This is a genomic window from Hydrogenobacter thermophilus TK-6, from assembly GCF_000010785.1.
Taxonomy (GTDB): domain Bacteria; phylum Aquificota; class Aquificia; order Aquificales; family Aquificaceae; genus Hydrogenobacter; species Hydrogenobacter thermophilus.
In genome coordinates this window covers 1,698,734-1,720,314 of record NC_013799.1, presented here as the reverse complement: position 1 = coordinate 1,720,314, position 21,581 = coordinate 1,698,734, and the positions used below count along the sequence as shown (strand labels likewise).

The window sequence follows — 21,581 nt, the reverse complement described above, 5'->3', positions numbered from 1 at the left end:
ATGCCCATTAAAGACTACTATCAGATATTGGGTGTGAGCAAAGATGCAACAGCTGAGGAGATAAAGAAGGCTTACAGAAGGCTTGCCAAAGAGTACCATCCCGATATAAGTGCTGACGAAAATGCTTCTGAGAAGTTCAAGGAGATAAATGAGGCTTACCACATTCTTTCCGACGAAGAAAGAAGAAAGGAGTATGACAGGATATTAAAAAGCGGAGATGAAAAAAGCTACAGGGACTTTATGGAATACATACAGGACTTTTTGGAAAGCATATGGCAGGGTATGAGGAGATCGCCCAAGCCCAAAAAGGGTGGTGATGTAAGGCTTAAGCTGGAGCTTACCCTTGAAGAGGCTGCCTTTGGATGTGAGAAAGATATAGAATACGAAAGGTGGATAGACTGTCCCACCTGCGAGGGTAAAGGTTATGTAGGGAAGATGGAAAAGGTTACTTGTCATGCCTGTGAGGGCACTGGAAGGAGGGTAAGCGGTATATTTAGCTTTCCCAGACCTTGCTCAGTGTGTAAGGGAAGAGGATTTATCATAAAGAATCAGTGCCCTGCTTGTTCGGGAAGGGGAAGAGTGGCAATGCATAGTCTTCTGAGGGTGAATGTCCCCCCAGGCACCGATGAGGGTGATGTTCTCAAAGTACCAGGCAAAGGACACACAGGTGAGAGAGGTGGTGAAGCTGGAGATCTCTACCTGAGGGTAAGTTTAAAACCTCACCCCATCTTTAAGAAGGTGGGAAAGGACCTTTACATGGAAGCATTTATATCCTTCCCCTTAGCCGTCTTAGGTGGTACGACTAAGATAAAAACACTGGAAGGTAGTTATCAAGAAGTTTTTTTACAGCCAGGTACAGAGTGCGGTTCTACAAAGAGGCTACAAGGTCTGGGATACCCAATCGCGGGGGGAAGAGGAGACCTTATTATTACCTTCAGGATAGAGGTTCCTAAAAATGTAAATTCCAACATAAGAGCGCTTATTGAAAAACTCGCCAAAGAGCTGGGCGAGGAGGGCATAGAGTATCAAAGTGGTGTAATCACCAAGATATTAAGCCTTCTCAAGCTTTAGAGAGTCTTTTTATGCCTAAGTAATCGCCTACCCTTAGGTGATTCCAGAGCAGGTTCAAAAGTTCAATAAACAGGTAAGCGGTAGTTTCTGCATCATCAAGGGCTCTGTGAAGCCTTCTGTATCTTATATTAAAGTGGTCTGCCAAGTCTTTGAGGGAGTATCTTTTTAGGTCAGGTAAGATGTTCCTTGCCAAGTTCAAAGTGCAGATGTGAGGATGTTTGAATTTCTTTCCGTAAAGCACTCTATAAGCTTTGTCTATGAAAGCCATGTCCTTTTCCACATGGTGTCCAACTATTATGCTATCTCCCACAAACCGTAGGAAGTGCGGCAGTACCTCGTATATATTTGGTTTACCTACTATCATAGCGTTGGTTATGCCGGTAAGCTTAACTATCCTATCGGGAAGCAAGTATCCAGGATTTACGAGGGTGCTAAACCTATCTGTTATTATGCACCCCTCCACCCTGACGCAAGCTATCTCTATTATGTCAGAGCTTTCCTCATCAAAACCGGTAGTTTCTATATCAATGCTCACAAATGTGCTTTCAAGGAGTATCTCCTTCATAAAGATAAATTTTAGCAAAGCTATGACTTTTGTTATAATCTTTTGAAACCTTTCCGGAGGTATTGTATGAAATTACACGAACATCAGGCTAAGGAAATTTTAAAAAGATATAACTTACCTGTTCCAGAAGGTAAGGTAGCTTTTAGCCTTCAGGAGGCTCTGCAGGTTGCTGAAGAGCTTAGCGGATATCCTTTGGTGGTCAAAGCTCAGGTACACTGTGGAGGAAGAGGTAAAGCAGGCGGTGTAAAGCTGGTAAAGAATCAGGAGGAGCTAAGAGAAGCAGTTGAAAGCATGCTGGGGAAAGTTTTAAAGACCTTCCAGTGTCCCGAAGGTAAGCCTGTGAGTAGAGTATGGATAGAAAAGGCTACCAACATAGAAAAAGAGTTTTATCTTTCCATAACTCTTGACAGGTCTGTCTCAAAACCTGTTTTTATGGCAAGCGCGGAAGGTGGCATGGAGATAGAAGAAGTGGCAAAGGAAAAGCCAGAAGCTATACACACGCTGCACATAGACCCAGCCCTCGGTCTTATGCCCTTTCAAGCAAGGAAGATAGCCTTTAAACTTGGACTTCCCGTAAATGAGTTTGTAAGGATATCCCTTGCTCTCTACAAGATGTATACGGACATGGATGCCAGCTTGGTGGAGATAAACCCACTGGTGCTTACTAAAGAAGGAAACCTAATCCTCTTGGATGCCAAGGTGGAGATAGACGATAATGCAATGCTAAGGCACAAGGACGTGGAGGAGCTTGAGGACCTTACACAGCTTGACCCCCTTGAAATAGAGGCAAAGCGTTATAGTCTCAATTACATAAAGCTGGATGGTAACATAGGTTGTATGGTAAACGGTGCAGGTCTTGCCATGACAACTATGGACATAATAAAGCTGGCGGGCGGAGACCCTGCTAACTTCCTTGATGTGGGTGGAGGTGCTAATGTGGAACAGATAGCCAACGCTTTCAGGATTCTGATGGCTGACAAAAATGTAAAAGCAGTCTTTATAAACATCTTTGGGGGGATACTCAGATGCGATAGGTTAGCTCAAGGTCTTATAGAGGCGGCAAAGATGGTGGAGATAAAGGTGCCGGTGGTGGTCAGAATGGAGGGGACTAATGTGGAGGAGGGAAGAAGATTACTGTCAGAGTCCGGACTAAACTTTGTCAATGCTGTAGATATGTGGGACGGTGCCAAAAAGGCAACTGAGTTGGCATTAAGGTAAGGAGGGAAGATATGGCTATACTTGTAAACAGAGACACAAAAGTGGTAGTTCAGGGCATTACTGGGAAGGAAGGATCTTTTCATGCTGCTCAGTGCAAAGCTTACGGCACACAGGTAGTGGCAGGAGTTACGCCCGGCAAAGGTGGACAATCTGTAGAAGGTATACCCGTCTTTAACACAGTGGAAGAAGCTGTTCAAGAAACCAATGCCAACTGCTCTCTCATATTCGTTCCCCCTGCCTTCGCAGCAGATGCCATAGTGGAAGCATTGGATGCAGGTATAGAGCTTATTGTGTGTATCACCGAAGGCGTGCCGGTAAAAGACATGATGATGGTAAAAGACTACATGAGAAAGAACTATCCCAGCGCTAAGCTCATAGGTCCCAACTGTCCAGGAGTTATCACACCAGGAGAGGCAAAGGTGGGCATAATGCCAGGGCATGTCTTTAAGAGAGGAAGCGTGGGCATAGTCTCAAGAAGTGGTACCCTCACTTATGAAGCAGCTTATCAGCTTACCATGGTGGGACTTGGACAGTCCACCGCTGTAGGTATAGGAGGCGACCCTGTGCATGGGCTTTCCCACAAAGATGTGATATCTATGTTTAATGAGGACCCGGAAACGGAGGCTATTCTCATTATAGGCGAGATAGGTGGCACCGCAGAGGAGGAGGCGGCAGAGTATATAAAGCATCATGTAAAAAAGCCTGTGTTTGCTTACATAGCAGGCATCACTGCACCCCCAGGCAGACGTATGGGACACGCAGGTGCCATAATAAGCGGTGGTAGAGGTACAGCTCAGGCAAAGATGCAGGCTCTTCGGGAAGCTGGTGTATATGTGATAGAAAACCCTGCCTTCATAGGCAAGTCTTTGCAGGAGCTTTTGGTAAAAAGGTGATTTAGAATATATTAAAACCTTAAAGATGTGTTATATTTTAATAGCCTAAAACTTTGCAAAGGAGGTATGCAGTATGGCACTCAGGACCATGGTTGACCCAGATACATGTACCTCATGCGAGCTGTGTTACGATAGAGTTCCCGAAGTATACAAAAACAGAGGTGATGGTATAGCTGAGGTGGTAAGTCCGGGACCCGATGGATGGATGATGGTACCACCAGAGCTCGAGCAAGAGGTTAAGGAAGTTACCGACGAGTGTCCCAGTGGCTCTATCATAACAGAGGAAGTATGAGGATACTCATTGACATAGATACATGCACAACCTGCAGGCTGTGCTACGATACGCTTCCTACTGTATTTGTGGACAGAGGTGATGGCATACCCATAACACTGCCCATGAAAAGCTTCCCTGACAGGAACCTTGTAGAAGCTATAAAAGAGGTGATGGAGAGCTGCCCCAGCAATTCTATACAGATGGAAGAAGTTGGATAAGGTAATCTTTTTGGGAACTGCAGGAGGTAGAGCCAGCACCTTTAGACTGGTTAGAAGGTCAGGTGGCTTTTTGCTAAGCTTATCAAGCAAGTGGATACATGTGGACCCCGGTCCTGGAGCATTTGTCTACTTACACCAAATGGATTTTGACCCAAGAAATCTGGATCTCATTGTACTTTCCCATATTCATCTTGACCACTCGGCAGATGTAAACTCTCTCATAGAGTCTGCAACAGATGGTGGTAAAAGGCATCATGTAGCTCTATTTGCGCCCCGCTCTGCCTTTGAGGGAGAGGACAAGGTTATCTTGCCTTACTTGAGGAGAAGATTAGCTTACGAAGCCTTCTTTGAAGAAGGAATAATCTTAGAGTACATGAGCATAAAGGTAAAAGCAGTTATGAAGCACAGACATCACAATACAGAGACTTATGCACTTTTGTTTAATGGAAAATTACTTTATGTAACATGCGCCCTCTTTGAAAACAGGATGTTAGAAGTCTATCCCAAGCACGTTAAAGTTATGATCATTAACACCACCCTTTATGACAAGAAGGCGCATATTGAGCACCTTTCTGTGGAAGATGCAGTCAAGCTTATAAAAGAAGTCAAACCACAAAAAGCTATAATAACCCACTTTGGATACGATTTTTTAAAAAGTCATAAACCCGAAGAAGTTGCCAAGCATATAACCTCGCTCACAGGGATTGAAACCCTTGCCGCCCACGATGGTATGGAGGTGTACCTTTAGTGATAGAGCAGTTTTTTCCGGAACTTAAAAGGTACGCAGAGGATTTTGTTGCCAGTTATGGCTATACAGCTATATTTCTCATATCTTTCACCGAATCTATAATACAGCCCATTCCTCCGTATCCCTTTATAGTAAGTGCTCCTTTTTTCAAACTGAATGTTTATATGGCAGGCATAGTTGCTCTTTTGGGAAATCTGCTTGGTGCTTTAGCAGCTTACTATTCAGCCAGTTTCCTTGGTGAGACCTTTGTAAAGCGCCTTCTTGGTGAAAAACTCTACCTGAAGGGTGAAAGCTTGTTCAATAAATACGGATTCTTTGCTGTCCTTATTGGCGAACCTTATAAGCTCGTCTGCTGGCTCTCGGGTATTTTCAAGATGCCCCCTTTGGTATTTTTAATAGCAAGCTTTATAGCTAGGAGTATAAGAATAGGCGCTTTTGTCTTTTTCGGTAACTTTTTAGAAAAGTTTATAAGTTAATGGGCGCGGGAGGACTCGAACCCCCAACCGGGCGGTTATGAGCCGCCCGCTCTGCCATTGAGCTACGCGCCCTCTTTATATTATTATAAAGCATTCCAGGTAGGGTTTGTCAAATAAAATCTCCAAAAGCGCTGAATTATCATATGGACAAATTTTCGCAAGAGTTTATTATTTAAGCTATGAAGGTGTTTGACTTAGATGGTGCAAAAGAATTGCTCACTCTTATAAAACCTCTTGTGGAAGCTATAAACACAAAAAAGGAAGAGCTATACTCCCTCTTTACCAACATGGAAGAAGAGGAGGACAAGCTTGAGAAGTTATACATGGAGAGTCAAGCCAGGGAACTTGACGCACAGATAAGGCAGTACTTCCAAAAGATAGAAGCACTTGGCGGTGTTATAAAAGGCACAGATCCTATACTGATAGACTTTCTCTCCTTTTATCAAAACAGATACATATGGCTTTGCTGGAAAGAGGACGAAGAGACAATACTCTACTGGCACGAACTTGACGAAGGCTTTGCAGGAAGAAAACCTGTAGAACTATTAAGAGAAAACAGCTTTAGGTTATAAGGTTATCTTATAATAACTTAAACAAAAACTATAGTGTTGAAAAGGGAGGTGACTTAGTATATTATATGGTTATTGCCATATGTTTAAAAACATAGGAGGTGTTTAATATGGCTACAGTAACTCCTGACAAAGTCCTTGATGCCTCAGGTCTTAACTGTCCTCTTCCCGTCCTCAAGACTAAGAAGGCTCTTGAAGAGCTCCAATCCGGGCAGATACTTGAGGTCATAACCACCGACCCGGGTGCAAAGGCTGATATCCCTGCCTTCTGCAGTCGCACAGGACACGAGCTTATAGAGACTGTGGAAGAGGGTGGTAAGATCATATTTTACTTAAGAAAGAAATAAGGAGGGGAAAGCTATGGCTACTGAAAGGCTCGCCATAATAGCCTCAAAGGGTACGCTGGACATGGCGTATCCACCCCTGATAATAGCGTCAACTGCCGCTTCGTTGGGACTGGAGACTGCCATTTTTTTTACCTTTTACGGTCTTAACATCATCCACAGGAAGAAGATAAACGAGCTGAAGCTGGCACCCATAGCAAACCCTGCCATGCCCATGGCTTTTCCTCCATCCATGCAAAACCCCGTAACCAATGCCATATCCTCCATATTCCCCGGACCACCCCAGATTATGGGTGTGATACCCGGGATGACAGACCTCATGACCTTTATGATGAAAAAGACCATAAAAGAACACGGTGTGGCAAGCATCCCAGAACTCATAGAAGCTTGTAAAGAGGCTGAGGTAAAGCTCATACCCTGCCAGATGACTATGGAGCTCTTTGGCTACAAGTACGAGGACCTGATAGACGGTCTGGAACCCCCTGCGGGTGCTGCAACCCTCATAAACTACCTTCTTGAAGCGGATAAACCGATGATAATCTTTATTTAAGGAGGCATAGATATGGCTGCTCAAGGTTATGAAAAGCTCATCTTTTACATTCTTACGGTTCCCTTCTTTGAAAGGGCTGAACCTGCAACGGGTGAGCTGATAAACCCTCAGGCAGGCGCTCCCTTCTTTCTTGCTACCGCTGCAACTACTATGGATTACGAGGTGGAGATGGTTATAACCTCAGAGGCGGGTTTTCTGCTCATGAGAGACAATGCTAAGAAGGTAAAGGTCAGACCGGGCGTAGAGCAAACGGTTTATGACTTTATAAAGATGGCAAAGGATGCTGGTGTCAAAATTTACCTTTGCGTACCTTCCCTTGACCTTACGGAGATTTACAAAAAGGAGGATGTAAACCCGGAGCTCTGCGATGGTATAATAGGCGGAGCTGCCTTTCTTGACAAGCTTATGAGCGGTGAGTATGCGGTTATCACTCTTTGACTTCCTCCTCTTTTATACCGGTTTTATAAGCATATACTTATATATACATAAGCAAAAATTAATTGACTTAAAGCAGGGTCATTTTATCTTTTTAGGTAGAACTGCCAAAAGGAGGTAAGAGTTATGGATGGACATATATATGGGTACAACCTCCCCATATCAGAAAAAACCAAGAGCGTACCGTGGGAGGAAAAGGTTAGGGTCATTGAAGAAGTAAAGTCAGACTTTCGCTTTAAAGAATACATCTTTGGCTGTCTCAACTGTGGAGTTTGCACCGCGTCCTGCCCTTCCAACAGGTTCTTTGATTACTCTCCCAGGGAGATAGTGCAGAGGTTTCTGGAGGAGGATGTGGAAGTTCTCTATGACATGATGCACGAGTACATATGGGCTTGCTCCCAATGCTTTACATGCTGGATAAGGTGTCCCTTTGTCAACAACCCTGGCGGGCTTGTTGCTATAATGAGAGAGGTAGCGGTGCGCAACGCCTTTGAAGCCACCAAGGACCTTCTCAAACCTTACGGAAGGGTTCTTCTAAAAGTTATGACCACGGGAAACCAGCTGTCTGCTGACATGCTCCAGCCAGACTTCTTCCCCGACTGGGGTCCCAAGATGGCAGACAACATGGAAAACCTCAGAGCCAAAAGGATGGCTATACCCTTTGATGTGGGCAAATCCGTGAAAACCGCGTGGGAAGTGTCTCTGGAGACAGCGATAGAGATGTACACCATATGGAGAGAAACGGGCATATTTGAGATGCTGGAAAAGTTGGACCCTAACCTCTACAATGTCATAATGGACATAGTGGAGGAAAACGAAGAGCGCTATCAGGAAATGTACGAAGAGGAGTAAGTTTATGAATGGGTTTGATGCCCAAAAAACTTCAAGGAGGTGTTAATCATGGCACAAGGACATCATAAAGAGGGAAGCATACTTATGTATCCGGAAAAGCCACCCTTCCCACTTAAGGAGTATCACGCTCACTATGACCACATATTTGAGATGATGGAAGAGCTGGAGGCAAAGGGAGAGATTCTCATATACAGGATAACGGAAGAGAACCAACCTGTACATGTTTATACCAGAACGGGAAGGATAAAAGTAATACCCACCAATAAACTGTGGCACCACAAGTCCTGCGGTCAGTGTGGAAACATACCCGGATATCCTGCATCAGTATTTTGGCTGATGAACAAGTTTGGTCTTGACTATCTGAATGAGCCTCACCAAACTTCCTGTACCGCATGGAACTACCACGGCTCTGGAACTTCCAATCCTGTAGCTCTTGCGGCGGTCTGGCTCAGAAACATGCACCAGGCTTGGAAAACGGGCTACTATCCTCTTATCCACTGTGGAACATCCTTTGGCTCTTACAAGGAAACCAGAGAACAGCTCATCATGAACAAGGAGCTCAGAGACGCAGTAAAACCCATCCTCAAGAAGCTGGGAAGACTCACCGAGGATGGCAGGATAGTGATACCTCAGGAAGTGGTCCACTATTCCGAATGGGTCCACGCCATGCGCTACAAAATTAAGGAGCTCTATGAGAAGGAAGGCAAACCCAAGGGTATAGATGTGTCCAATGTAAGGGTTGCCATACACAATGCTTGCCACACCTACAAGATGATAGCGGATGACTATCCTTACGACCCTGAAGTATTCAACGGTCAGAGACCTGCCGCATCAACTGCAGTGATACAAGCTTTGGGCGCTCAGGTGGTGGATTACTCTACATGGTTTGACTGCTGTGGTTTTGGCTTCAGGCACATCCTGACAGAAAGGGAATTCACCAGGTCCTTTGCTATACAGAGGAAGCTAAAAGTCATATACGAAGAGGTAAAGGCTGATGTTATCATCACCCACGATACTGGATGCACCACCACCTTTGAGAAGAATCAGTGGATTGGGAAGGCTCACGGTATGTATTACCCCGTTGCGGTTATGTCTGATGTAATGTTCGCAGCTCTTGCCTGTGGAGCTCATCCTTTCAAAGTGGTACAGCTCTACTGGAACTGCTCCTCTTATGAACCCCTCTTGGAAAAGATGGGTATAACCAACTGGAGAGAGCTCAAGAAAGAGTGGGAAGATGCGGTTAAGTACATAGCGGAGCTGGAAAAGGCAGGAAAGTACGACGAGCTTATGGAGTTCTTCAAGACTTATGACCTTTATGAACCTTACAGCAGAACATCCACAGGCAAACCAAAGGCTTCTGCAACTGCATCCATGCCACTGTTTAAATCTTAATAGATAGGAGGTTTGTTCATGGCTAAGAGTGTGTTAGTGGTCGGTGGTGGACCGGCAGGTCTGGGTGCAGCTAAGGTGTTGGGTAAGCTGGGTGTGCCTACCATCCTCGTGGAAAAGGAGGAAAAGCTTGGCGGTAGGCCTATACTGGAAGATTATCACACCCTTATACCAAGAAGGCTAAAGCCCAGCCAAGTGCTGGGTCCTTATATCAAAGAGGTGGAAGAAAACCCCAACGTGCAGGTAAAGCTCAAAACCGAGTTAGAAGCCTGCGAGGGTGAACCGGGGAACTTCAAGGTGAGACTTTCCAACGGTGAAACTCATGAGGTGGCAGCCATAGTGGTAGCTACAGGCTTTCAACACTTTGATGCAAGAAGGAAGGGAGAGCTTGGCTACGGACTCTATCCGGATGTGATCACAAACCTTGAGTTGGAGCAGATGTTTTCAAGGGAAGGCAAACTCTACAGACCATCCAACGGACAGCTCCCCAAGAGGGTAGCTTTTGTCTTCTGCGTTGGTTCAAGGGACAGACAGCTGGGTGTGACTAATGTACACTGCTGTAGGTATGGATGTGCTCTTTCAGGTCTTCAGGGTTCAGAGATAAGGGAGCATTACCCAGACATAGATGTCTTTTGTTACTACATGGATGTGAGAACTTACGGCACATGGGAGTATCCCTTCTACTGGGCACCTCAGGAGAAGTACGGTGTGAGGTATGTGAGAGGAAGGATAGCGGAGATAACTTACAGTCCTGCGGATGGAAGGCTCAGGGTAAAGCACGAAGACACTATAGTTCAAAGACCTGCTGAAGTGCCTATGGACTTGGTGGTTTTAGTCCTTGGTATGGAACCTTCCGAAGGCACCAAGAAGGTGGCAAAGATACTGGGGCTTGCGCAAGACCCCGATAGCCAGTTTCTTATACCTTCCGAAGAATCCGGTTCTAACATAATATCCAACAAGCCGGGTATCTTTATAGCAGGTGCCTGTAAAGGTCCCATAGATATAGAGTCCTCCCTGTCAGAGGGTGAGGCAGCAGCTGCAGAAGCTGCAGCCTTCTTAGGTGCCAAGGTTAGTGTATGATGGAGAAAAAGTTTAAAGGTACTACGCTTGACGACTTTTTGGTAAGGGACTATCTGATAAAGATGCTGGGTGAAGGCGAGGAGTTTGTCCAGGATTTTTACAGGGATCTCCTTGCCAAATCCCTTCTCTTTCAACGGCTACTTAGTAAAGAAAGGCTTCCCTCTCTTACTCGCGAAGAGATTGAAACAGTGCTGGAGAGGATCTTTGCCAGCAGGCGCAAAAGGAAAAAAATTCTTGAAGAAACAGGCGAGGATAAACTCAAGAGAGCTATAAGCGACCTGCTATACGGTAAGGGCTCGTGGGAAGAGAGGGTAGAAAGGTTTGCAAAAGAGCTAAGAGGAGTTGATAGGAAGTCTGCAAGAGATATAGCGTCTGAGATACTGCACTTTACATTTCCCGAAGAGTATGTTCTCTGGACCAGCTGGATTTGGGACCCGGAGAGCGAAAGCGGTGCGGTGGTCTTTCTCAAAGAAGAGCCTCCCAAAAGGAGCATGTACGGAGAGACATACGAAGAGTTTGAAAGTATATACAAGCAAGTGCAAGAAAAGCTTCTGGAATTTGGCATTAAAGTAAGAGGATACCTGTTCGTTGATATCTTCCTTGCCATGATATACGCCACCTATGTGGATTATATGACTCTGTCCACTATGCACAGCGCCAAGGGCTTTTTCCCGCCTGCCGGTATCATGGCAAGGAGGCTTTTAGGTATTATAAGAGACGAGGACCTTATGGAGGTGTAAAGCATGGCTATACATGAGAGAAGTCTTGTAGAACCCGAGAGAATTTTAAGGAAGGAGAGGCTGGTAGTTGAAGGTATAGATGTCTCTGGAGACTGGAACCTCATAATACTTCCCAGGGTGATAAACGACTACGACCTTGACTTTGCCAAAGAGATAGTAAACTCCCCCGATGGAAAGACCATAAACCAATGCTATCAGTGCTCTTACTGCACAGCATCCTGCCCGGTGCACAACTACTGGGATGAAAGGTACAACCCCAGGCACTTCATATATCTGGCAAGGCTTGGGATGATTGATGAGCTTCAAAAGCGCGCTGATGTAATGTGGAGATGCGTCTCCTGCCACAAGTGTACCCACAGGTGTCCAAAAGGTGTGCTGGTAGAGGAGGTGCTCAAGGTCATACTCAGAACCATGGCAAAGAAAGGGCTCATTGAAGAGTATCCTTCCAAGAAGTTTGACAAGTTTTTCACCGAGCAGGTGCTGGAATACGGCAGGATAGAGGACGGTGAGCTTCTCTTTGGATGGATAGAAAAGCAGGGCTACAAGGTGGTAAAGGACCCGATACTCAAAAAACCCATACCCTTCATAGGAGAAACCCCCGAATGGCTCAAACAGCTAACTTTAAAGCCTATAAAGTCTATGAACATAGGTTTTCTTATGCTCAACGCCAAACACATGCTCTTCCATCCTAGAACCAAAAACTGGAACAAGTTTAAACAGGTGCTTAGAAAAGTTATGGAAGAAGAAGGAGCATTAGCGCATTAAGGAGGTTTAAGATGGGTGTGATAGGAAAAAGGGTGGCTTACTATCCCGGATGCTCCTTAGAAGGTGCATCAAGGGCTTACGATGTTTCAACAAGGATAGTTGCTAAAGAGCTTGGTCTTGAGCTTGACTACCTTGAGGACTACAACTGCTGCGGTGCTATGGAGTCCAAGAATGTAACCTTTATGGGAACAATGCTTTTGAATGCTCGCAACATGTCTCTGGCAAGAAAGCAGGGACACGATGTTATAGTAGCACCGTGCAACGGTTGCTCTTTCTCCCTGCAGAGGGCGGAGTACTTTTTAGAAACTGATAGGAATGTGTTTGAGAGGGTGAATGCACTTCTGCGGGAAGGCGGTGTGGACCAACTTGACAAAATACCCCATACTTACCATATCCTTGAGTGGTTTTATCATGAGGCTGGACCTCAAAAGGTGAAGGAAAAGACTAAGAGACCGTTAAGAGGGTTAAAAGTGGCCAATTATTATGGTTGCCTCTACACAAGACCCCACTTTTATGCAAGAACCTATGCTCATGCAGGAGGACAGGAAGAAGAGGTAAGACCCAGAAAGAGAGATACGGCAGATGACGATGAGCATCCTTACTACATGAATGCCTTACTTGAGGCGGCTGGTGCAACCAGCGTAGAGTTTGAACCCATGCACACCCAATGCTGTGGTGGACCCCACTCGCTTTCTGACGAACAAGTCTCAGAAAAGTTTGTTATGATGATACTCCAGACTGCCAAAAGAAATGGAGCTGATATCATAGCTACAGAATGTCCCCTCTGTCATGCTTCCGTTGAGATGTACAGGCACAGGCTCATGATGAAGGGTGTGCCTGATGTGGATGTCCCCGCTGCATACTTTACCCAGCTTCTCGGACTGGCTTTTGGCTACAGTGCCAACGATGTAAAGCTAAAAGACAACCTCTCTGACCCACTGCCTGTGCTAAAAAGGTTAGGTCTTGCGTAGGAGGTGTGAATGGGACTAAGCGATGGCGCTGTCCAGCACACCAACGAGTGGGAGTACAACGGTTGCGTTGTACCCCTTGACCTTTACTACGACATAGAAACGCAGACTTGGTTTAAGATAAACGAAGACGGGACAGTTACCATGGGCCTTACGGATGTTGGACAGGTAAGAGCTGGAAGACTTCTGCATGCAAGAATAAAAGAGCCGGGTAAATACATAAAGAAGGGCAAGCCTGTAGCATCCTTAGAGAGTGGCAAGTGGGCAGGCCCCATCAATGCAATTATAGAAGGTGAGGTGGTAGAGAGAAATGAAAAGGTTTTGGAACAACCTGATATAATAAATTACGACCCATATGGCGAGGGCTGGGTGGCAAAGCTAAAGCCTTCTGACTTGGAAAGAGACTTGAAAGACTTAGTGACGGGACAGAAGGCTATTGAAGAGATGAAGAAGTACATAGATGAGTGGGACATAGTTTGTATGAGGTGTACATGATGGGGGCAAAGGACAAGCATGTGATACTTTTAGTGTCACAGTGGTGTGCTACCTGTCCTGATGCGGATATGCTCTGGCGCAAGCTTCAGGCTGAATACGGATTTAAATACGATGTTCTTGATGTGGCTCAGCCTGAGGGTAAGATGTGGGCAAAGAAGCTCATAGTCAGGTCTGTGCCTTCCACCATAATAGATGGTAAACTAACCTTTGTGGGAGTGCCGGATGAGGCAGAGGCAAGGAAGGTAATAGAGTCATGAAGGTTATAATACTCATGACAAGCGGTCCAAAGACGCCATGGAGGTGCGCCTCACCCTTTTACATTGCAGCACTTATGGCTGCCAACGAGGCAGAGGTGGAAGTCTTTTTCAACATGGACGGGACTAATCTGCTGAAAAGGGGTGTGGCTCAGAGGATACTGCCTGCAGAACCTAACTGCCTTTCTCCCAACGGTAAAAAGCCCAAAACCGTGTACGACTTTATGAAGGATGCCAAGCAGGCGGGAGTTAAGTTTTACTCCTGTAAGCAAGCTGTAGATTCGCTGGGACTCACCAGAGAGGAACTTATAGAGGAGCTGGACGGTATTGTCCCAGCCAGCGAGTTTGCCCTCAGGGCTATGGAAGCTGATAAAGTGCTAACTTTTTAAAATCTTATATACGGGAGGTATTGATATGGCTGTAGTTAACGGATGCAACATACCAGAAGACCTGCTCTACGATGTGGATGCGGAGGCAAACGCCTTCACCTGGGCAAAGGATAACGGTGATGGCACCTTCACCATAGGATTGACATCCGTAGCCACTGCCATGGCAGGAAGGCTTGTTGCCTACACGCCTAAGAAGGTGGGCAAGAGCGTAGAGAGGCGCAAGAGCGTAGCTACCATTGAGAGTGGCAAGTGGGTAGGACCTGTGCCTTCGCCTCTCAGCGGTGAAATAGTAGAAATAAACGAATCTCTGAAGGGCAATCCCGCATTGGTCAATGACGACCCTTACGGTGCAGGATGGATAGCCAAGATAAAACCCTCCAACCCTGACGAGGTGGGTCAGCTACTCAAGGGTCAGTCCGCTATTGATGCTCTCACTAAGGTCATAAACGAGAAGGGTATAAAGTGCGGATAGAGGAGCATTTAGAGGGTGTTGCTTTGGACAGCACCCTCCTTGATAAGCTTTATGATGGCTTTAGAATAAGACAGCAAAACTTTGGCAACACCATTTATTTCCACAGTCCAGGGTTTAAGCATTACCAGGTGGATGACTTTAAAGTCAGCTCAGCTCCAAAGTTTGTGGATGTCTCCATCACAGGAAGGCATTGCGAGCTTATGTGCGATCACTGTGCATCCAAAATACTCTGGCACATGATACCTGCCACAAGCCCAGAAGAGCTTATAAGAGTAGGGCAGGAGTTAAAGGCAAAAGGCATAGAAGGCATCCTGATATCCGGAGGCTCCAACAAGGATGGAGTGGTGGAGTTAAACCCCTTTCTTAAAGCTATGAGATACCTAAAAGAAGAGCTGGGAATGCTGGTGACCTGCCATGTGGGTCTTGTGGACAGGGAGCTTGCGGAAGGGCTAAGAGAAGCCGGAGTAGATGCGGTTCTTCTTGACATTATAGGAGACGACAGGACAATAGCAGAAGTTTACAAGATGCCCCATAAAAGTGTTAAGGATTATGAGATGTCCCTAAAAAACCTGAAGGATTTTGGGCATAGCATAGTCCCTCATGTCATCATAGGCCTGCACTATGGGAAGATACTTGGAGAATACAGAGCCATAGATATGGTCTCGGACTTTGAACCTTCTGCTCTGGTTTTGGTGGTGGTAATGCCATACTATGGCAAGGCAAAGTTTCAGCTCCTTCCACCGCCAAAAGCCGAAGAAAGCGCGATGGTGATACTTCATGCGAGAAAAAAGCTTCCATCAACTCATGTGGTTATAGGATGTGCTCGCCCTGCAGGTGAGGAAAGAGTCAAGCTGGACATTTATGCGTTGCATGCAGGAGTCAACGGTATAACCTTCCCTGCAGAGGGAGTGTTTTCTTATGCCAAAAGTATGGGGCTTGAGCCTGTAGTATCACAAAACTGCTGCTCCACAGTCTTTATGCCCCAATGAGTCTAAGGAAGGTGCTTTTGGCTACAAGAAATCCCGGGAAAGTTGAAGAGATGAGAAGACTTTTAGAGGTTTACGGTATATATGTGGAGTTGCCAGATAAATATATAGAGGTTGAAGAGAGCGGTTCAAGCTTTTTAGAGAACGCCTATTTGAAGGCTCAGGCTTACCATAGAGAGTATCTCATGCCTGTGCTGGCAGATGACTCTGGACTTGTTATACCTTCTATCGATGGCTATCCGGGTGTTTTCTCCAGCAGGTTTTATCAGCACGAGTACGGTGGCAAAGAGGAGGTAGTCTCTGACAAGGACGAAGCTAACATAAGAAAAGTTCTTAGACTTATGAAAGGCAAGCAAGATAGGAGCGCCAAGTTTGTGGCTTTTTTGGTGCTGAGCTTTGGAGATGCTGGCTACTGGGCAAAGGGTGAGTGCAGAGGCAAAATATTAGAAGAGCCAAGAGGGTCAGGAGGTTTTGGATACGACCCCATCTTTGAGCCCGAGGGTTTAGAAAAGAGCATGGCTCAGCTTAGACCAGAGGAGAAGGATGCCATATCACACCGTGGAAGAGCAGTTAGAAACCTTGTTAGTATAATTAAAAGTGGAGGTATGCTATGAATAAGCTGATGCTTGAGGAGCTAACACAGCAGAGAGAAAGTCCAGAGTATCTTCAGATAAGTATGGCAGCCGCCATGACCTTGGGTATTCTGCCAGGGCAGTTTTATAAAAACACAAAACTTAGCTGTATAAACACGCTCCTTACTTATCCTTCAGGATGCCACGCTACATGTGCTTACTGTGGTCTTCAGAAGGCAAGGGATATGGAATACTCCAAAAAGAACTTTATAAGGGTAGAGTGGCCTACGGTAAAACTGGAGGAGATACTGGAGAGAGCTAAAAAGGTGGGACACGTGGAGAGGCTCTGCATAGCCCAAATAACGCATCCAAGAGCTATAAGAGACACCAAGTACATATTGGAAAGAGTTGTGAGAGAACTCGGAGATAAAATCTTCGTTTCCCTACTCATAAATGCTACAGGGACTTCTTACGAAGACATGGAGGACTACAAAAAGCTTGGTGCGGATACAGTGACCGTTGCCATAGACTGTGCAACGCCGGAAGTCTTTGAAAAGCTAAGAGGAAAACCTATGAACAGCCCCCACAAGTGGGAAACCTTCTGGAAGGTGCTGGAATGGGCTTGCGAGGTTATGGGAGATGGATACGCGGGATGCCACTTGGTGGTAGGTCTTGGGGAGACCGAGCAGGAAATGATAGAGACCATACAGAAGGTAAGAGATATGGGTGCAAGGACACACCTCTTTTCCTTCTGGCCAGAGGAAGGTTCTATGATGGAGAAAGAAAAGCCATGCCCTGCACCCCAGTATAGGAGGGTGCAGTTGGCCAGGTACCTCATAGACAACCAGATAGCCAGATACGAAGATATGAAGTTCAACGAAAAGGGACAGGTGATAGATTTTGGCATAGATAAAGATACCTTTGAAGAGCTTTTCTGGAGTGGAAGACCCTTTATGACCTCCGGTTGCAGAGGAAAAACCACAGAGGTGGCATGCAACAGACCCTTTGGCGATAGCTCGGTGAGCGACATAAAGAGCTATCCCTTCAAACCAGATAAAAACCACCTCCAGAGGATAAGAAAACAGCTGTTTGACTATGATATGGAGACTAACTATCCGGATGTGCTAAACCCCAGCGTTTTTAGGTATCAATGAGTCTGGAAGGCATTTTAGCGGATCTGGGTTATGGTGGCTTTGCGGGATTTGTAGTGGGCTTTGCGGTAAGGAGAGTTCTGAACATATTCCTCATGCTGATGGGGCTTTATATCCTCTCCCTCCTCTGGCTCAAAAGCAAGGGTATCATAGACATACACTGGTCTGCTTTCTTTGGCCTTTTCAAGGGTATGTTTGAAAGCTTTGGCACCTTTGTGCAGGAGCTTGTGAGGAAGCTGGCTTTCTCAGGTGCCTTTTTGGGCGGTTTTTACATAGGATTCAAGATGTGATGAGTGTAGAAGAGGAAATGCTCCTTAGCGTCAAGAAGCTGTGGGATGAGGGCAGGTTTTACGAAGCTCACGAGCTGTTGGAGGACATATGGAGGCTTTACCCCAAAGAGGACAGGTTTTCAAGAAACTGCTATCAGGGCATCATAAGGCTTGCCATAGCATACCATCACTATACATGTGGAAGGAAGGATAGCGCTCTGAGAGTTTTAAGAAAGGTCAGGGATCAGCTAAGTGAATGCCTTAAAGACTTCACCTTGGTAGATATCCCCTACCTGCTCTCCTTCGTTAATTCCTCCATAGAAGGCTTAGAAAGCGGGGAAGACATAAAAGCATTCCCAGTATTTCCGCTAAACTATCAGTCTGATGCCGAACTTCTGTAGGCTTTCTATAAGTTCAGCACTTGGGACCACTTTTATTTGTGGGTCTGCCTGCAACACAGTTCTATATCCGTTTATACGCAGGTCCATTATGACCTCCTTACCTTCTGCCTGTTCCACATGCTCCATGAGGCAGTTTTTTACATGCAGAAGCTCATCATCGGAAAGCTCTTTAGTAAATACCAACACAACATTCATGCCTTCTCCTTTTATAAAGTCTTCTGGCTTGTATACTTCTTTAACTATCAGTTTAGTCTCCTCTAATTCCTCGTCCCATTCAACAAGGCACTTAAGAACCAAAAGAGCATCTTCCTTTATAAGCTCCTTGTTTTTCTCATAAACATCGGGGAAAGCTACAGCGTGACCTATGCCGGTTTTGTCTATGAGGTTAAAGGTTGCCATGTAGGTGCCATTCTTTGTCTTTTTAACCTTAAGGTCGGACACAACGCCCACAAAATTGTAGGTGCCTTCCTGCAACTCCTCAAGCTCTTCAAGCCACTTTACTTTTCCTGATAGGAGTTTTTCAAAAGGATCCACCGGATGCTTGGAAATATATATGCCAAGAACTTCCTTCTCGTACTTTAGTGGGTCCACTTTTTGCTCTACCTTTGTACCAAAGAGGTCTCCCAAAGGTAAAACTCCTCCTTTTGAAGCTTTATCCATGTAAGAAAGAAGTTTTTCTCTGCTCTCTCCAGTAAAGTCAAAAGCGCCTGCTTTTATAAGCGCCTCAAGCACCCTCTTGTTTACCTTCCTCTGATCTATGCTTTTTAAAAAGTCCCCTAAGCCTTTCCATCTTCCATTTCTTGCTTCCACTATGGACCTGGCTGTATCCTCTCCTACCCCCTTTATCCTTGCCAATCCAAACCTAATTTTGCCCTTTGACTCTATGGTAAAGTCCACATGACTCTCGTTTATGTCCGGCTGGAGTATTTCAAAACCAAAACTTTTGGCATCCTTTATGAGATTTATAAACTTCTTGTCGCTCTTTTCTGTGGAGAGTTTTACCACAAAAAACTCTTCCGGATAGTGTGCCTTCATATAAGCTGTCCAATAGGATATGTAGCCGTAAGCAACTGAGTGAGATTTGTTGAAAGAGTAGCTGGCAAACTCCTCAATGTCATTCCAGAGTTTTATCACCTTTTCTTGGTTATAACCTCTTTCCAGCGCCCCCCTGATAAACTTCTCCTTCATTTCCTGCATAACTTCCTTCTTCTTCTTGCCTATTGCTTTACGGAGAGTGTCTGCTTGACCCGGAGTGAAGCCTGCAAGCACCTGAGAGATTTTCATAACCTGCTCCTGATAAACTATGATGCCGTAAGTATCCTTCAAGACTGGCTCAAGCTCTGGGAAGATGTAATCTACCTGCTCCTTTCCGTGCTTTCTGTTTATGTAGCTGTCCACAAGACCGCTTTTTAGAGGTCCCGGTCTGTAGAGGGCAAGAACAGCCACTATGTCGTCAAAGCTGTCTGGCTCCAGTCTTTTTAAAAGATTTTTCATGCCTACGCTTTCAAGTTGGAAAACTCCGGTGGTGTTGCCCTTCCTGAGAAGCTCATAAACCAGAGGATCATCAAGTGGTAGGCTCAGGTAATTTATACTGACTTTGTGCCTCTCCTCTACTAACTGTTTCATTCTTTCAAGCTCTGTGAGAGTCTTAAGCCCCAGAAAGTCCATCTTTATGAGTCCAAGCTCCTCCAAATTGACCATATCAAACTGGGTGGCAAGAACTTGGTCTTTATCGTAATAAAGAGGTATACGCTCACGAAGGGGCAAAGGAGATATAACAACACCTGCTGCGTGCAGTGATGTATGTCTTGTGAGACCTTCCAGCTTTAAAGCTATCTCCACAAGCGTTTTTATCTCCGGATTTTCTGAACACATTTTCCTGAACTTGCTTACATGGTCCTCTATGTCCCTTCTGTGATGCCCATACTTATCAAGGAGTTCTTTTATAGGTACCAGATACATTTCCTCAAGGGAAAGCCATGTGCCCTGAACATCGCCTTGCGGTATGAGCTTGGCAAGGCTGTCAGCCACCGAGTAAGGCACTCCCAGAGCTCTCGCTACATCTCTAAGGGTCTGCTTTGCCTTCATAACATTGTATGTGATAATCTGAGCTACATTCTCCTCTCCATACTTGGACTTTACATACTCTATAACCTTGTCTCTTTTTTCCATACAAAAGTCCACATCTATGTCCGGCATGGATATTCTTTCGGGATTTAAGAACCTTTCAAACAAAAGCCCGTGCTTTATGGGATCAATGTCGGTTATACCCAATGAAAAGGCGAGAAGCGATCCTGCAGCTGAGCCTCTTCCGGGTCCAACGGGGATACTCTGAGACTTTGCCCAGTTTATAAAGTCCTGCACTATGAGGAAGTATCCTTCAAAGCCCATCCTAAAAACCACTTCAAGCTCATACTCCAACCTATTCCAGTACTCGGGACTGTCCTTTGCAAGCCCCTGCTGTATTCTCTGCCTGAGACCCTTTACCGCCAGATGCCTTAAAAACTCTGCAGTGGTTTTATCTTCCGTATCGTATTTGGGAAAGAGATAACCTCTGTTTTCCAAAAGCTCAAAGCTGTCCTGTACCTTCTCCGCTACCTCAAGAGTATTTTTTAGCGCCTCCTCCCAGCCTTCAAACTTGCCTTTAAACTTCTCCCAAACTTCCTCAGGACCAGCAAAATGAAGCCCTTCGTTGGAACACTTTATAGCGCTCTCCTGCTTGATTTCCATGAGGGTCTTTTTCATCTGCACCGCCATAAGCACCTGATGGGCAAGTCTGTCGTCGGGGTTAAGGTAATGAGAGTCGTTGGTGGCAATAAGTTTAACACCCATTTTTTTAGCAATGTTTATGAGTATCCTGTTGGCTATCTCCTGCTCGGGCAGTTGGTTGGACTGAAGCTCTAAGTAAAGGTTTTCTCCAAAGAGGTCTTTGAACTTCTTGACCCAATGAGTAGCCTTTTCCTCATCACCCAAGGAGGCATAATGAGTAGGCACGCCTTTGAGGCATGCGGTTATGGCAATAAGACCCTCACAGTGTTGGCTCAAAACCTCGTAGTCTATTCTTGGCTTGTAATAAAAACCCTCTTGGTAAGATATGCTTGATAACTGCATAAGGTTTTTGAGTCCTGTATCGTTCATGGCAATCAGAATAAGGTGATGGTTGTACCTGTCTGTGATGTTGTCTTCTGACGCTTTCCCCTTTCTGTCGTGGCGCGAACCTGTTGTAAAGTAAGCTTCCATGCCAATTATAGGCTTTATGCCTTCCTTCTTCATACTTCTGTAAAACTCAAGGATACCAAAGAGATTTCCGTGATCCGTTATAGCTACAGCCTTGTATCCCAGCTCTCTGGCTTTCTTTGCCAGGTCCTTTATCTTAATAGCTCCATCAAGAAGAGAGTATTGGGTATGAAGGTGCAGATGCACAAACTCCGCCATGG

The 21,581-nt window shown here is 45.5% G+C and carries 28 protein-coding genes and 1 tRNA gene; 26 read left to right on the top strand and 3 right to left on the bottom strand.

The genetic code is table 11. The annotated features are described in order from the left end of the window. Positions 1–1,071 carry a J domain-containing protein gene (locus HTH_RS09510; protein ID WP_012964519.1) on the top strand — a complete coding sequence of 357 codons (1,071 nt, stop codon included), beginning with the start codon at positions 1–3 and terminating at the stop codon, positions 1,069–1,071. Here HTH_RS09510 and HTH_RS09505 read toward each other — a convergent pair. After that, a complete protein-coding gene (locus tag HTH_RS09505; RefSeq protein WP_012964518.1) occupies positions 1,061–1,636 on the bottom strand; it encodes a 3'-5' exonuclease in 576 nt (191 codons plus the stop codon). The two genes, HTH_RS09510 and HTH_RS09505, sit on opposite strands and share 11 nt — an antisense overlap. A gap of 66 nt (positions 1,637–1,702) precedes the next feature. Between HTH_RS09505 and sucC the strand changes: the two genes are divergently transcribed. From sucC to HTH_RS09475, 6 genes are all read left to right on the top strand, one after another. Next, positions 1,703–2,854, top strand: coding sequence for an ADP-forming succinate--CoA ligase subunit beta (gene sucC / locus HTH_RS09500; RefSeq protein WP_012964517.1), 1,152 nt, complete (start codon positions 1,703–1,705; stop codon positions 2,852–2,854). A gap of 11 nt (positions 2,855–2,865) precedes the next feature. Then, positions 2,866–3,747 (top strand): succinate--CoA ligase subunit alpha, encoded by an 882-nt coding sequence (sucD, locus tag HTH_RS09495; protein WP_012964516.1) that lies wholly within the window; start codon positions 2,866–2,868, stop codon positions 3,745–3,747. 73 nt (positions 3,748–3,820) lie between these two features. Beyond that, positions 3,821–4,039 carry a ferredoxin gene (locus HTH_RS09490; RefSeq protein WP_012964515.1) on the top strand — a complete coding sequence of 73 codons (219 nt, stop codon included), beginning with the start codon at positions 3,821–3,823 and terminating at the stop codon, positions 4,037–4,039. Next, positions 4,036–4,239 (top strand): ferredoxin, encoded by a 204-nt coding sequence (locus HTH_RS09485; RefSeq protein ID WP_012964514.1) that lies wholly within the window; start codon positions 4,036–4,038, stop codon positions 4,237–4,239. Before HTH_RS09490 ends, HTH_RS09485 begins: the two co-directional genes overlap by 4 nt. Continuing rightward, on the top strand, positions 4,232–4,987 hold the full coding sequence (locus HTH_RS09480; RefSeq protein WP_012964513.1) for an MBL fold metallo-hydrolase: 756 nt from the start codon (positions 4,232–4,234) through the stop codon (positions 4,985–4,987). The genes HTH_RS09485 and HTH_RS09480 overlap by 8 nt, the downstream gene beginning before the upstream one ends. Next, positions 4,987–5,463 (top strand): YqaA family protein, encoded by a 477-nt coding sequence (locus HTH_RS09475; protein WP_012964512.1) that lies wholly within the window; start codon positions 4,987–4,989, stop codon positions 5,461–5,463. The genes HTH_RS09480 and HTH_RS09475 overlap by 1 nt, the downstream gene beginning before the upstream one ends. On the opposite strand, the gene HTH_RS09470 is transcribed toward HTH_RS09475, so the two are convergent. Beyond that, positions 5,464–5,535, bottom strand: a tRNA-Ile gene (locus tag HTH_RS09470). Positions 5,536–5,642: 107 nt separating this feature from the next. Between HTH_RS09470 and HTH_RS09465 the strand changes: the two genes are divergently transcribed. From HTH_RS09465 to HTH_RS09375, 19 genes are all read left to right on the top strand, one after another. Then, a complete protein-coding gene (locus tag HTH_RS09465; protein ID WP_012964511.1) occupies positions 5,643–6,035 on the top strand; it encodes a DUF2203 domain-containing protein in 393 nt (130 codons plus the stop codon). 107 nt (positions 6,036–6,142) lie between these two features. Further along, positions 6,143–6,379, top strand: a complete 237-nt coding sequence (locus HTH_RS09460) for a sulfurtransferase TusA family protein (RefSeq protein ID WP_012964510.1) — start codon at positions 6,143–6,145, stop codon at positions 6,377–6,379. A gap of 13 nt (positions 6,380–6,392) precedes the next feature. Beyond that, the gene (locus HTH_RS09455; protein ID WP_012964509.1) at positions 6,393–6,926 is read left to right on the top strand and encodes a DsrE/DsrF/DrsH-like family protein; all 534 of its coding nucleotides are present in this window, start codon (positions 6,393–6,395) and stop codon (positions 6,924–6,926) included. A gap of 12 nt (positions 6,927–6,938) precedes the next feature. Further along, the gene (locus HTH_RS09450) at positions 6,939–7,364 is read left to right on the top strand and encodes a DsrE family protein (RefSeq protein WP_012964508.1); all 426 of its coding nucleotides are present in this window, start codon (positions 6,939–6,941) and stop codon (positions 7,362–7,364) included. 123 nt (positions 7,365–7,487) lie between these two features. Next, positions 7,488–8,213 carry a 4Fe-4S dicluster domain-containing protein gene (locus tag HTH_RS09445; protein WP_012964507.1) on the top strand — a complete coding sequence of 242 codons (726 nt, stop codon included), beginning with the start codon at positions 7,488–7,490 and terminating at the stop codon, positions 8,211–8,213. Positions 8,214–8,261: 48 nt separating this feature from the next. Then, the gene (locus HTH_RS09440; RefSeq protein ID WP_012964506.1) at positions 8,262–9,605 is read left to right on the top strand and encodes a heterodisulfide reductase-related iron-sulfur binding cluster; all 1,344 of its coding nucleotides are present in this window, start codon (positions 8,262–8,264) and stop codon (positions 9,603–9,605) included. Between the two features lie 18 nt (positions 9,606–9,623). Then, positions 9,624–10,682 carry an FAD-dependent oxidoreductase gene (locus HTH_RS09435; protein ID WP_012964505.1) on the top strand — a complete coding sequence of 353 codons (1,059 nt, stop codon included), beginning with the start codon at positions 9,624–9,626 and terminating at the stop codon, positions 10,680–10,682. Continuing rightward, on the top strand, positions 10,679–11,422 hold the full coding sequence (locus HTH_RS09430; RefSeq protein WP_012964504.1) for a hypothetical protein: 744 nt from the start codon (positions 10,679–10,681) through the stop codon (positions 11,420–11,422). The genes HTH_RS09435 and HTH_RS09430 overlap by 4 nt, the downstream gene beginning before the upstream one ends. A 3-nt stretch (positions 11,423–11,425) precedes the next feature. Beyond that, positions 11,426–12,187, top strand: coding sequence for a 4Fe-4S dicluster domain-containing protein (locus HTH_RS09425; RefSeq protein WP_012964503.1), 762 nt, complete (start codon positions 11,426–11,428; stop codon positions 12,185–12,187). An 11-nt stretch (positions 12,188–12,198) separates the two neighbouring features. Then, complete coding sequence (locus HTH_RS09420) at positions 12,199–13,158, top strand: CoB--CoM heterodisulfide reductase iron-sulfur subunit B family protein (protein WP_012964502.1); 960 nt, start codon at positions 12,199–12,201, stop codon at positions 13,156–13,158. 9 nt (positions 13,159–13,167) lie between these two features. Next, complete coding sequence (locus tag HTH_RS09415) at positions 13,168–13,650, top strand: glycine cleavage system protein H (RefSeq protein ID WP_012964501.1); 483 nt, start codon at positions 13,168–13,170, stop codon at positions 13,648–13,650. Next, the gene (locus HTH_RS09410; protein ID WP_012964500.1) at positions 13,650–13,907 is read left to right on the top strand and encodes a thioredoxin family protein; all 258 of its coding nucleotides are present in this window, start codon (positions 13,650–13,652) and stop codon (positions 13,905–13,907) included. The genes HTH_RS09415 and HTH_RS09410 overlap by 1 nt, the downstream gene beginning before the upstream one ends. Continuing rightward, positions 13,904–14,293 (top strand): DsrE family protein, encoded by a 390-nt coding sequence (locus tag HTH_RS09405; RefSeq protein WP_012964499.1) that lies wholly within the window; start codon positions 13,904–13,906, stop codon positions 14,291–14,293. Before HTH_RS09410 ends, HTH_RS09405 begins: the two co-directional genes overlap by 4 nt. 25 nt (positions 14,294–14,318) lie before the next feature. Further along, positions 14,319–14,765, top strand: coding sequence for a glycine cleavage system protein H (locus HTH_RS09400; RefSeq protein ID WP_012964498.1), 447 nt, complete (start codon positions 14,319–14,321; stop codon positions 14,763–14,765). Next, on the top strand, positions 14,756–15,754 hold the full coding sequence (locus tag HTH_RS09395) for a radical SAM protein (RefSeq protein WP_012964497.1): 999 nt from the start codon (positions 14,756–14,758) through the stop codon (positions 15,752–15,754). Before HTH_RS09400 ends, HTH_RS09395 begins: the two co-directional genes overlap by 10 nt. After that, positions 15,751–16,365 carry an RdgB/HAM1 family non-canonical purine NTP pyrophosphatase gene (gene rdgB, locus HTH_RS09390; protein WP_012964496.1) on the top strand — a complete coding sequence of 205 codons (615 nt, stop codon included), beginning with the start codon at positions 15,751–15,753 and terminating at the stop codon, positions 16,363–16,365. The genes HTH_RS09395 and rdgB overlap by 4 nt, the downstream gene beginning before the upstream one ends. Further along, complete coding sequence (locus HTH_RS09385) at positions 16,362–17,477, top strand: radical SAM protein (protein WP_012964495.1); 1,116 nt, start codon at positions 16,362–16,364, stop codon at positions 17,475–17,477. Before rdgB ends, HTH_RS09385 begins: the two co-directional genes overlap by 4 nt. Then, positions 17,474–17,764 carry an FUN14 domain-containing protein gene (locus tag HTH_RS09380; protein WP_012964494.1) on the top strand — a complete coding sequence of 97 codons (291 nt, stop codon included), beginning with the start codon at positions 17,474–17,476 and terminating at the stop codon, positions 17,762–17,764. Before HTH_RS09385 ends, HTH_RS09380 begins: the two co-directional genes overlap by 4 nt. Beyond that, positions 17,764–18,144 carry a DUF309 domain-containing protein gene (locus HTH_RS09375; RefSeq protein ID WP_012964493.1) on the top strand — a complete coding sequence of 127 codons (381 nt, stop codon included), beginning with the start codon at positions 17,764–17,766 and terminating at the stop codon, positions 18,142–18,144. The genes HTH_RS09380 and HTH_RS09375 overlap by 1 nt, the downstream gene beginning before the upstream one ends. Here HTH_RS09375 and dnaE read toward each other — a convergent pair. Further along, entirely contained in the window at positions 18,112–21,579 is a 3,468-nt protein-coding gene (gene dnaE / locus HTH_RS09370; RefSeq protein ID WP_012964492.1) for a DNA polymerase III subunit alpha, read from the bottom strand. The genes HTH_RS09375 and dnaE overlap by 33 nt on opposite strands. Positions 21,580–21,581: the final 2 nt, after the last annotated feature.

Excerpts from the sequence above, each read along its gene's own strand:
- HTH_RS09510 (WP_012964519.1), top strand. The coding sequence starts at position 1 with ATGCCCATTAAAGACTACTATCAGATATTGGGTGTGAGCAAAGATGCA.
- HTH_RS09505 (WP_012964518.1), bottom strand. The coding sequence starts at position 1,636 with ATGAAGGAGATACTCCTTGAAAGCACATTTGTGAGCATTGATATAGAA.
- sucC (WP_012964517.1), top strand. The coding sequence starts at position 1,703 with ATGAAATTACACGAACATCAGGCTAAGGAAATTTTAAAAAGATATAAC.
- sucD (WP_012964516.1), top strand. The coding sequence starts at position 2,866 with ATGGCTATACTTGTAAACAGAGACACAAAAGTGGTAGTTCAGGGCATT.
- HTH_RS09490 (WP_012964515.1), top strand. The coding sequence starts at position 3,821 with ATGGCACTCAGGACCATGGTTGACCCAGATACATGTACCTCATGCGAG.
- HTH_RS09485 (WP_012964514.1), top strand. The coding sequence starts at position 4,036 with ATGAGGATACTCATTGACATAGATACATGCACAACCTGCAGGCTGTGC.
- HTH_RS09465 (WP_012964511.1), top strand. The coding sequence starts at position 5,643 with ATGAAGGTGTTTGACTTAGATGGTGCAAAAGAATTGCTCACTCTTATA.
- HTH_RS09460 (WP_012964510.1), top strand. The coding sequence starts at position 6,143 with ATGGCTACAGTAACTCCTGACAAAGTCCTTGATGCCTCAGGTCTTAAC.
- HTH_RS09455 (WP_012964509.1), top strand. The coding sequence starts at position 6,393 with ATGGCTACTGAAAGGCTCGCCATAATAGCCTCAAAGGGTACGCTGGAC.
- HTH_RS09450 (WP_012964508.1), top strand. The coding sequence starts at position 6,939 with ATGGCTGCTCAAGGTTATGAAAAGCTCATCTTTTACATTCTTACGGTT.
- HTH_RS09445 (WP_012964507.1), top strand. The coding sequence starts at position 7,488 with ATGGATGGACATATATATGGGTACAACCTCCCCATATCAGAAAAAACC.
- HTH_RS09440 (WP_012964506.1), top strand. The coding sequence starts at position 8,262 with ATGGCACAAGGACATCATAAAGAGGGAAGCATACTTATGTATCCGGAA.
- HTH_RS09435 (WP_012964505.1), top strand. The coding sequence starts at position 9,624 with ATGGCTAAGAGTGTGTTAGTGGTCGGTGGTGGACCGGCAGGTCTGGGT.
- HTH_RS09430 (WP_012964504.1), top strand. The coding sequence starts at position 10,679 with ATGATGGAGAAAAAGTTTAAAGGTACTACGCTTGACGACTTTTTGGTA.
- HTH_RS09425 (WP_012964503.1), top strand. The coding sequence starts at position 11,426 with ATGGCTATACATGAGAGAAGTCTTGTAGAACCCGAGAGAATTTTAAGG.
- HTH_RS09420 (WP_012964502.1), top strand. The coding sequence starts at position 12,199 with ATGGGTGTGATAGGAAAAAGGGTGGCTTACTATCCCGGATGCTCCTTA.
- HTH_RS09415 (WP_012964501.1), top strand. The coding sequence starts at position 13,168 with ATGGGACTAAGCGATGGCGCTGTCCAGCACACCAACGAGTGGGAGTAC.
- HTH_RS09410 (WP_012964500.1), top strand. The coding sequence starts at position 13,650 with ATGGGGGCAAAGGACAAGCATGTGATACTTTTAGTGTCACAGTGGTGT.
- HTH_RS09405 (WP_012964499.1), top strand. The coding sequence starts at position 13,904 with ATGAAGGTTATAATACTCATGACAAGCGGTCCAAAGACGCCATGGAGG.
- HTH_RS09400 (WP_012964498.1), top strand. The coding sequence starts at position 14,319 with ATGGCTGTAGTTAACGGATGCAACATACCAGAAGACCTGCTCTACGAT.
- rdgB (WP_012964496.1), top strand. The coding sequence starts at position 15,751 with ATGAGTCTAAGGAAGGTGCTTTTGGCTACAAGAAATCCCGGGAAAGTT.
- HTH_RS09385 (WP_012964495.1), top strand. The coding sequence starts at position 16,362 with ATGAATAAGCTGATGCTTGAGGAGCTAACACAGCAGAGAGAAAGTCCA.
- HTH_RS09380 (WP_012964494.1), top strand. The coding sequence starts at position 17,474 with ATGAGTCTGGAAGGCATTTTAGCGGATCTGGGTTATGGTGGCTTTGCG.
- HTH_RS09375 (WP_012964493.1), top strand. The coding sequence starts at position 17,764 with ATGAGTGTAGAAGAGGAAATGCTCCTTAGCGTCAAGAAGCTGTGGGAT.
- dnaE (WP_012964492.1), bottom strand. The coding sequence starts at position 21,579 with ATGGCGGAGTTTGTGCATCTGCACCTTCATACCCAATACTCTCTTCTT.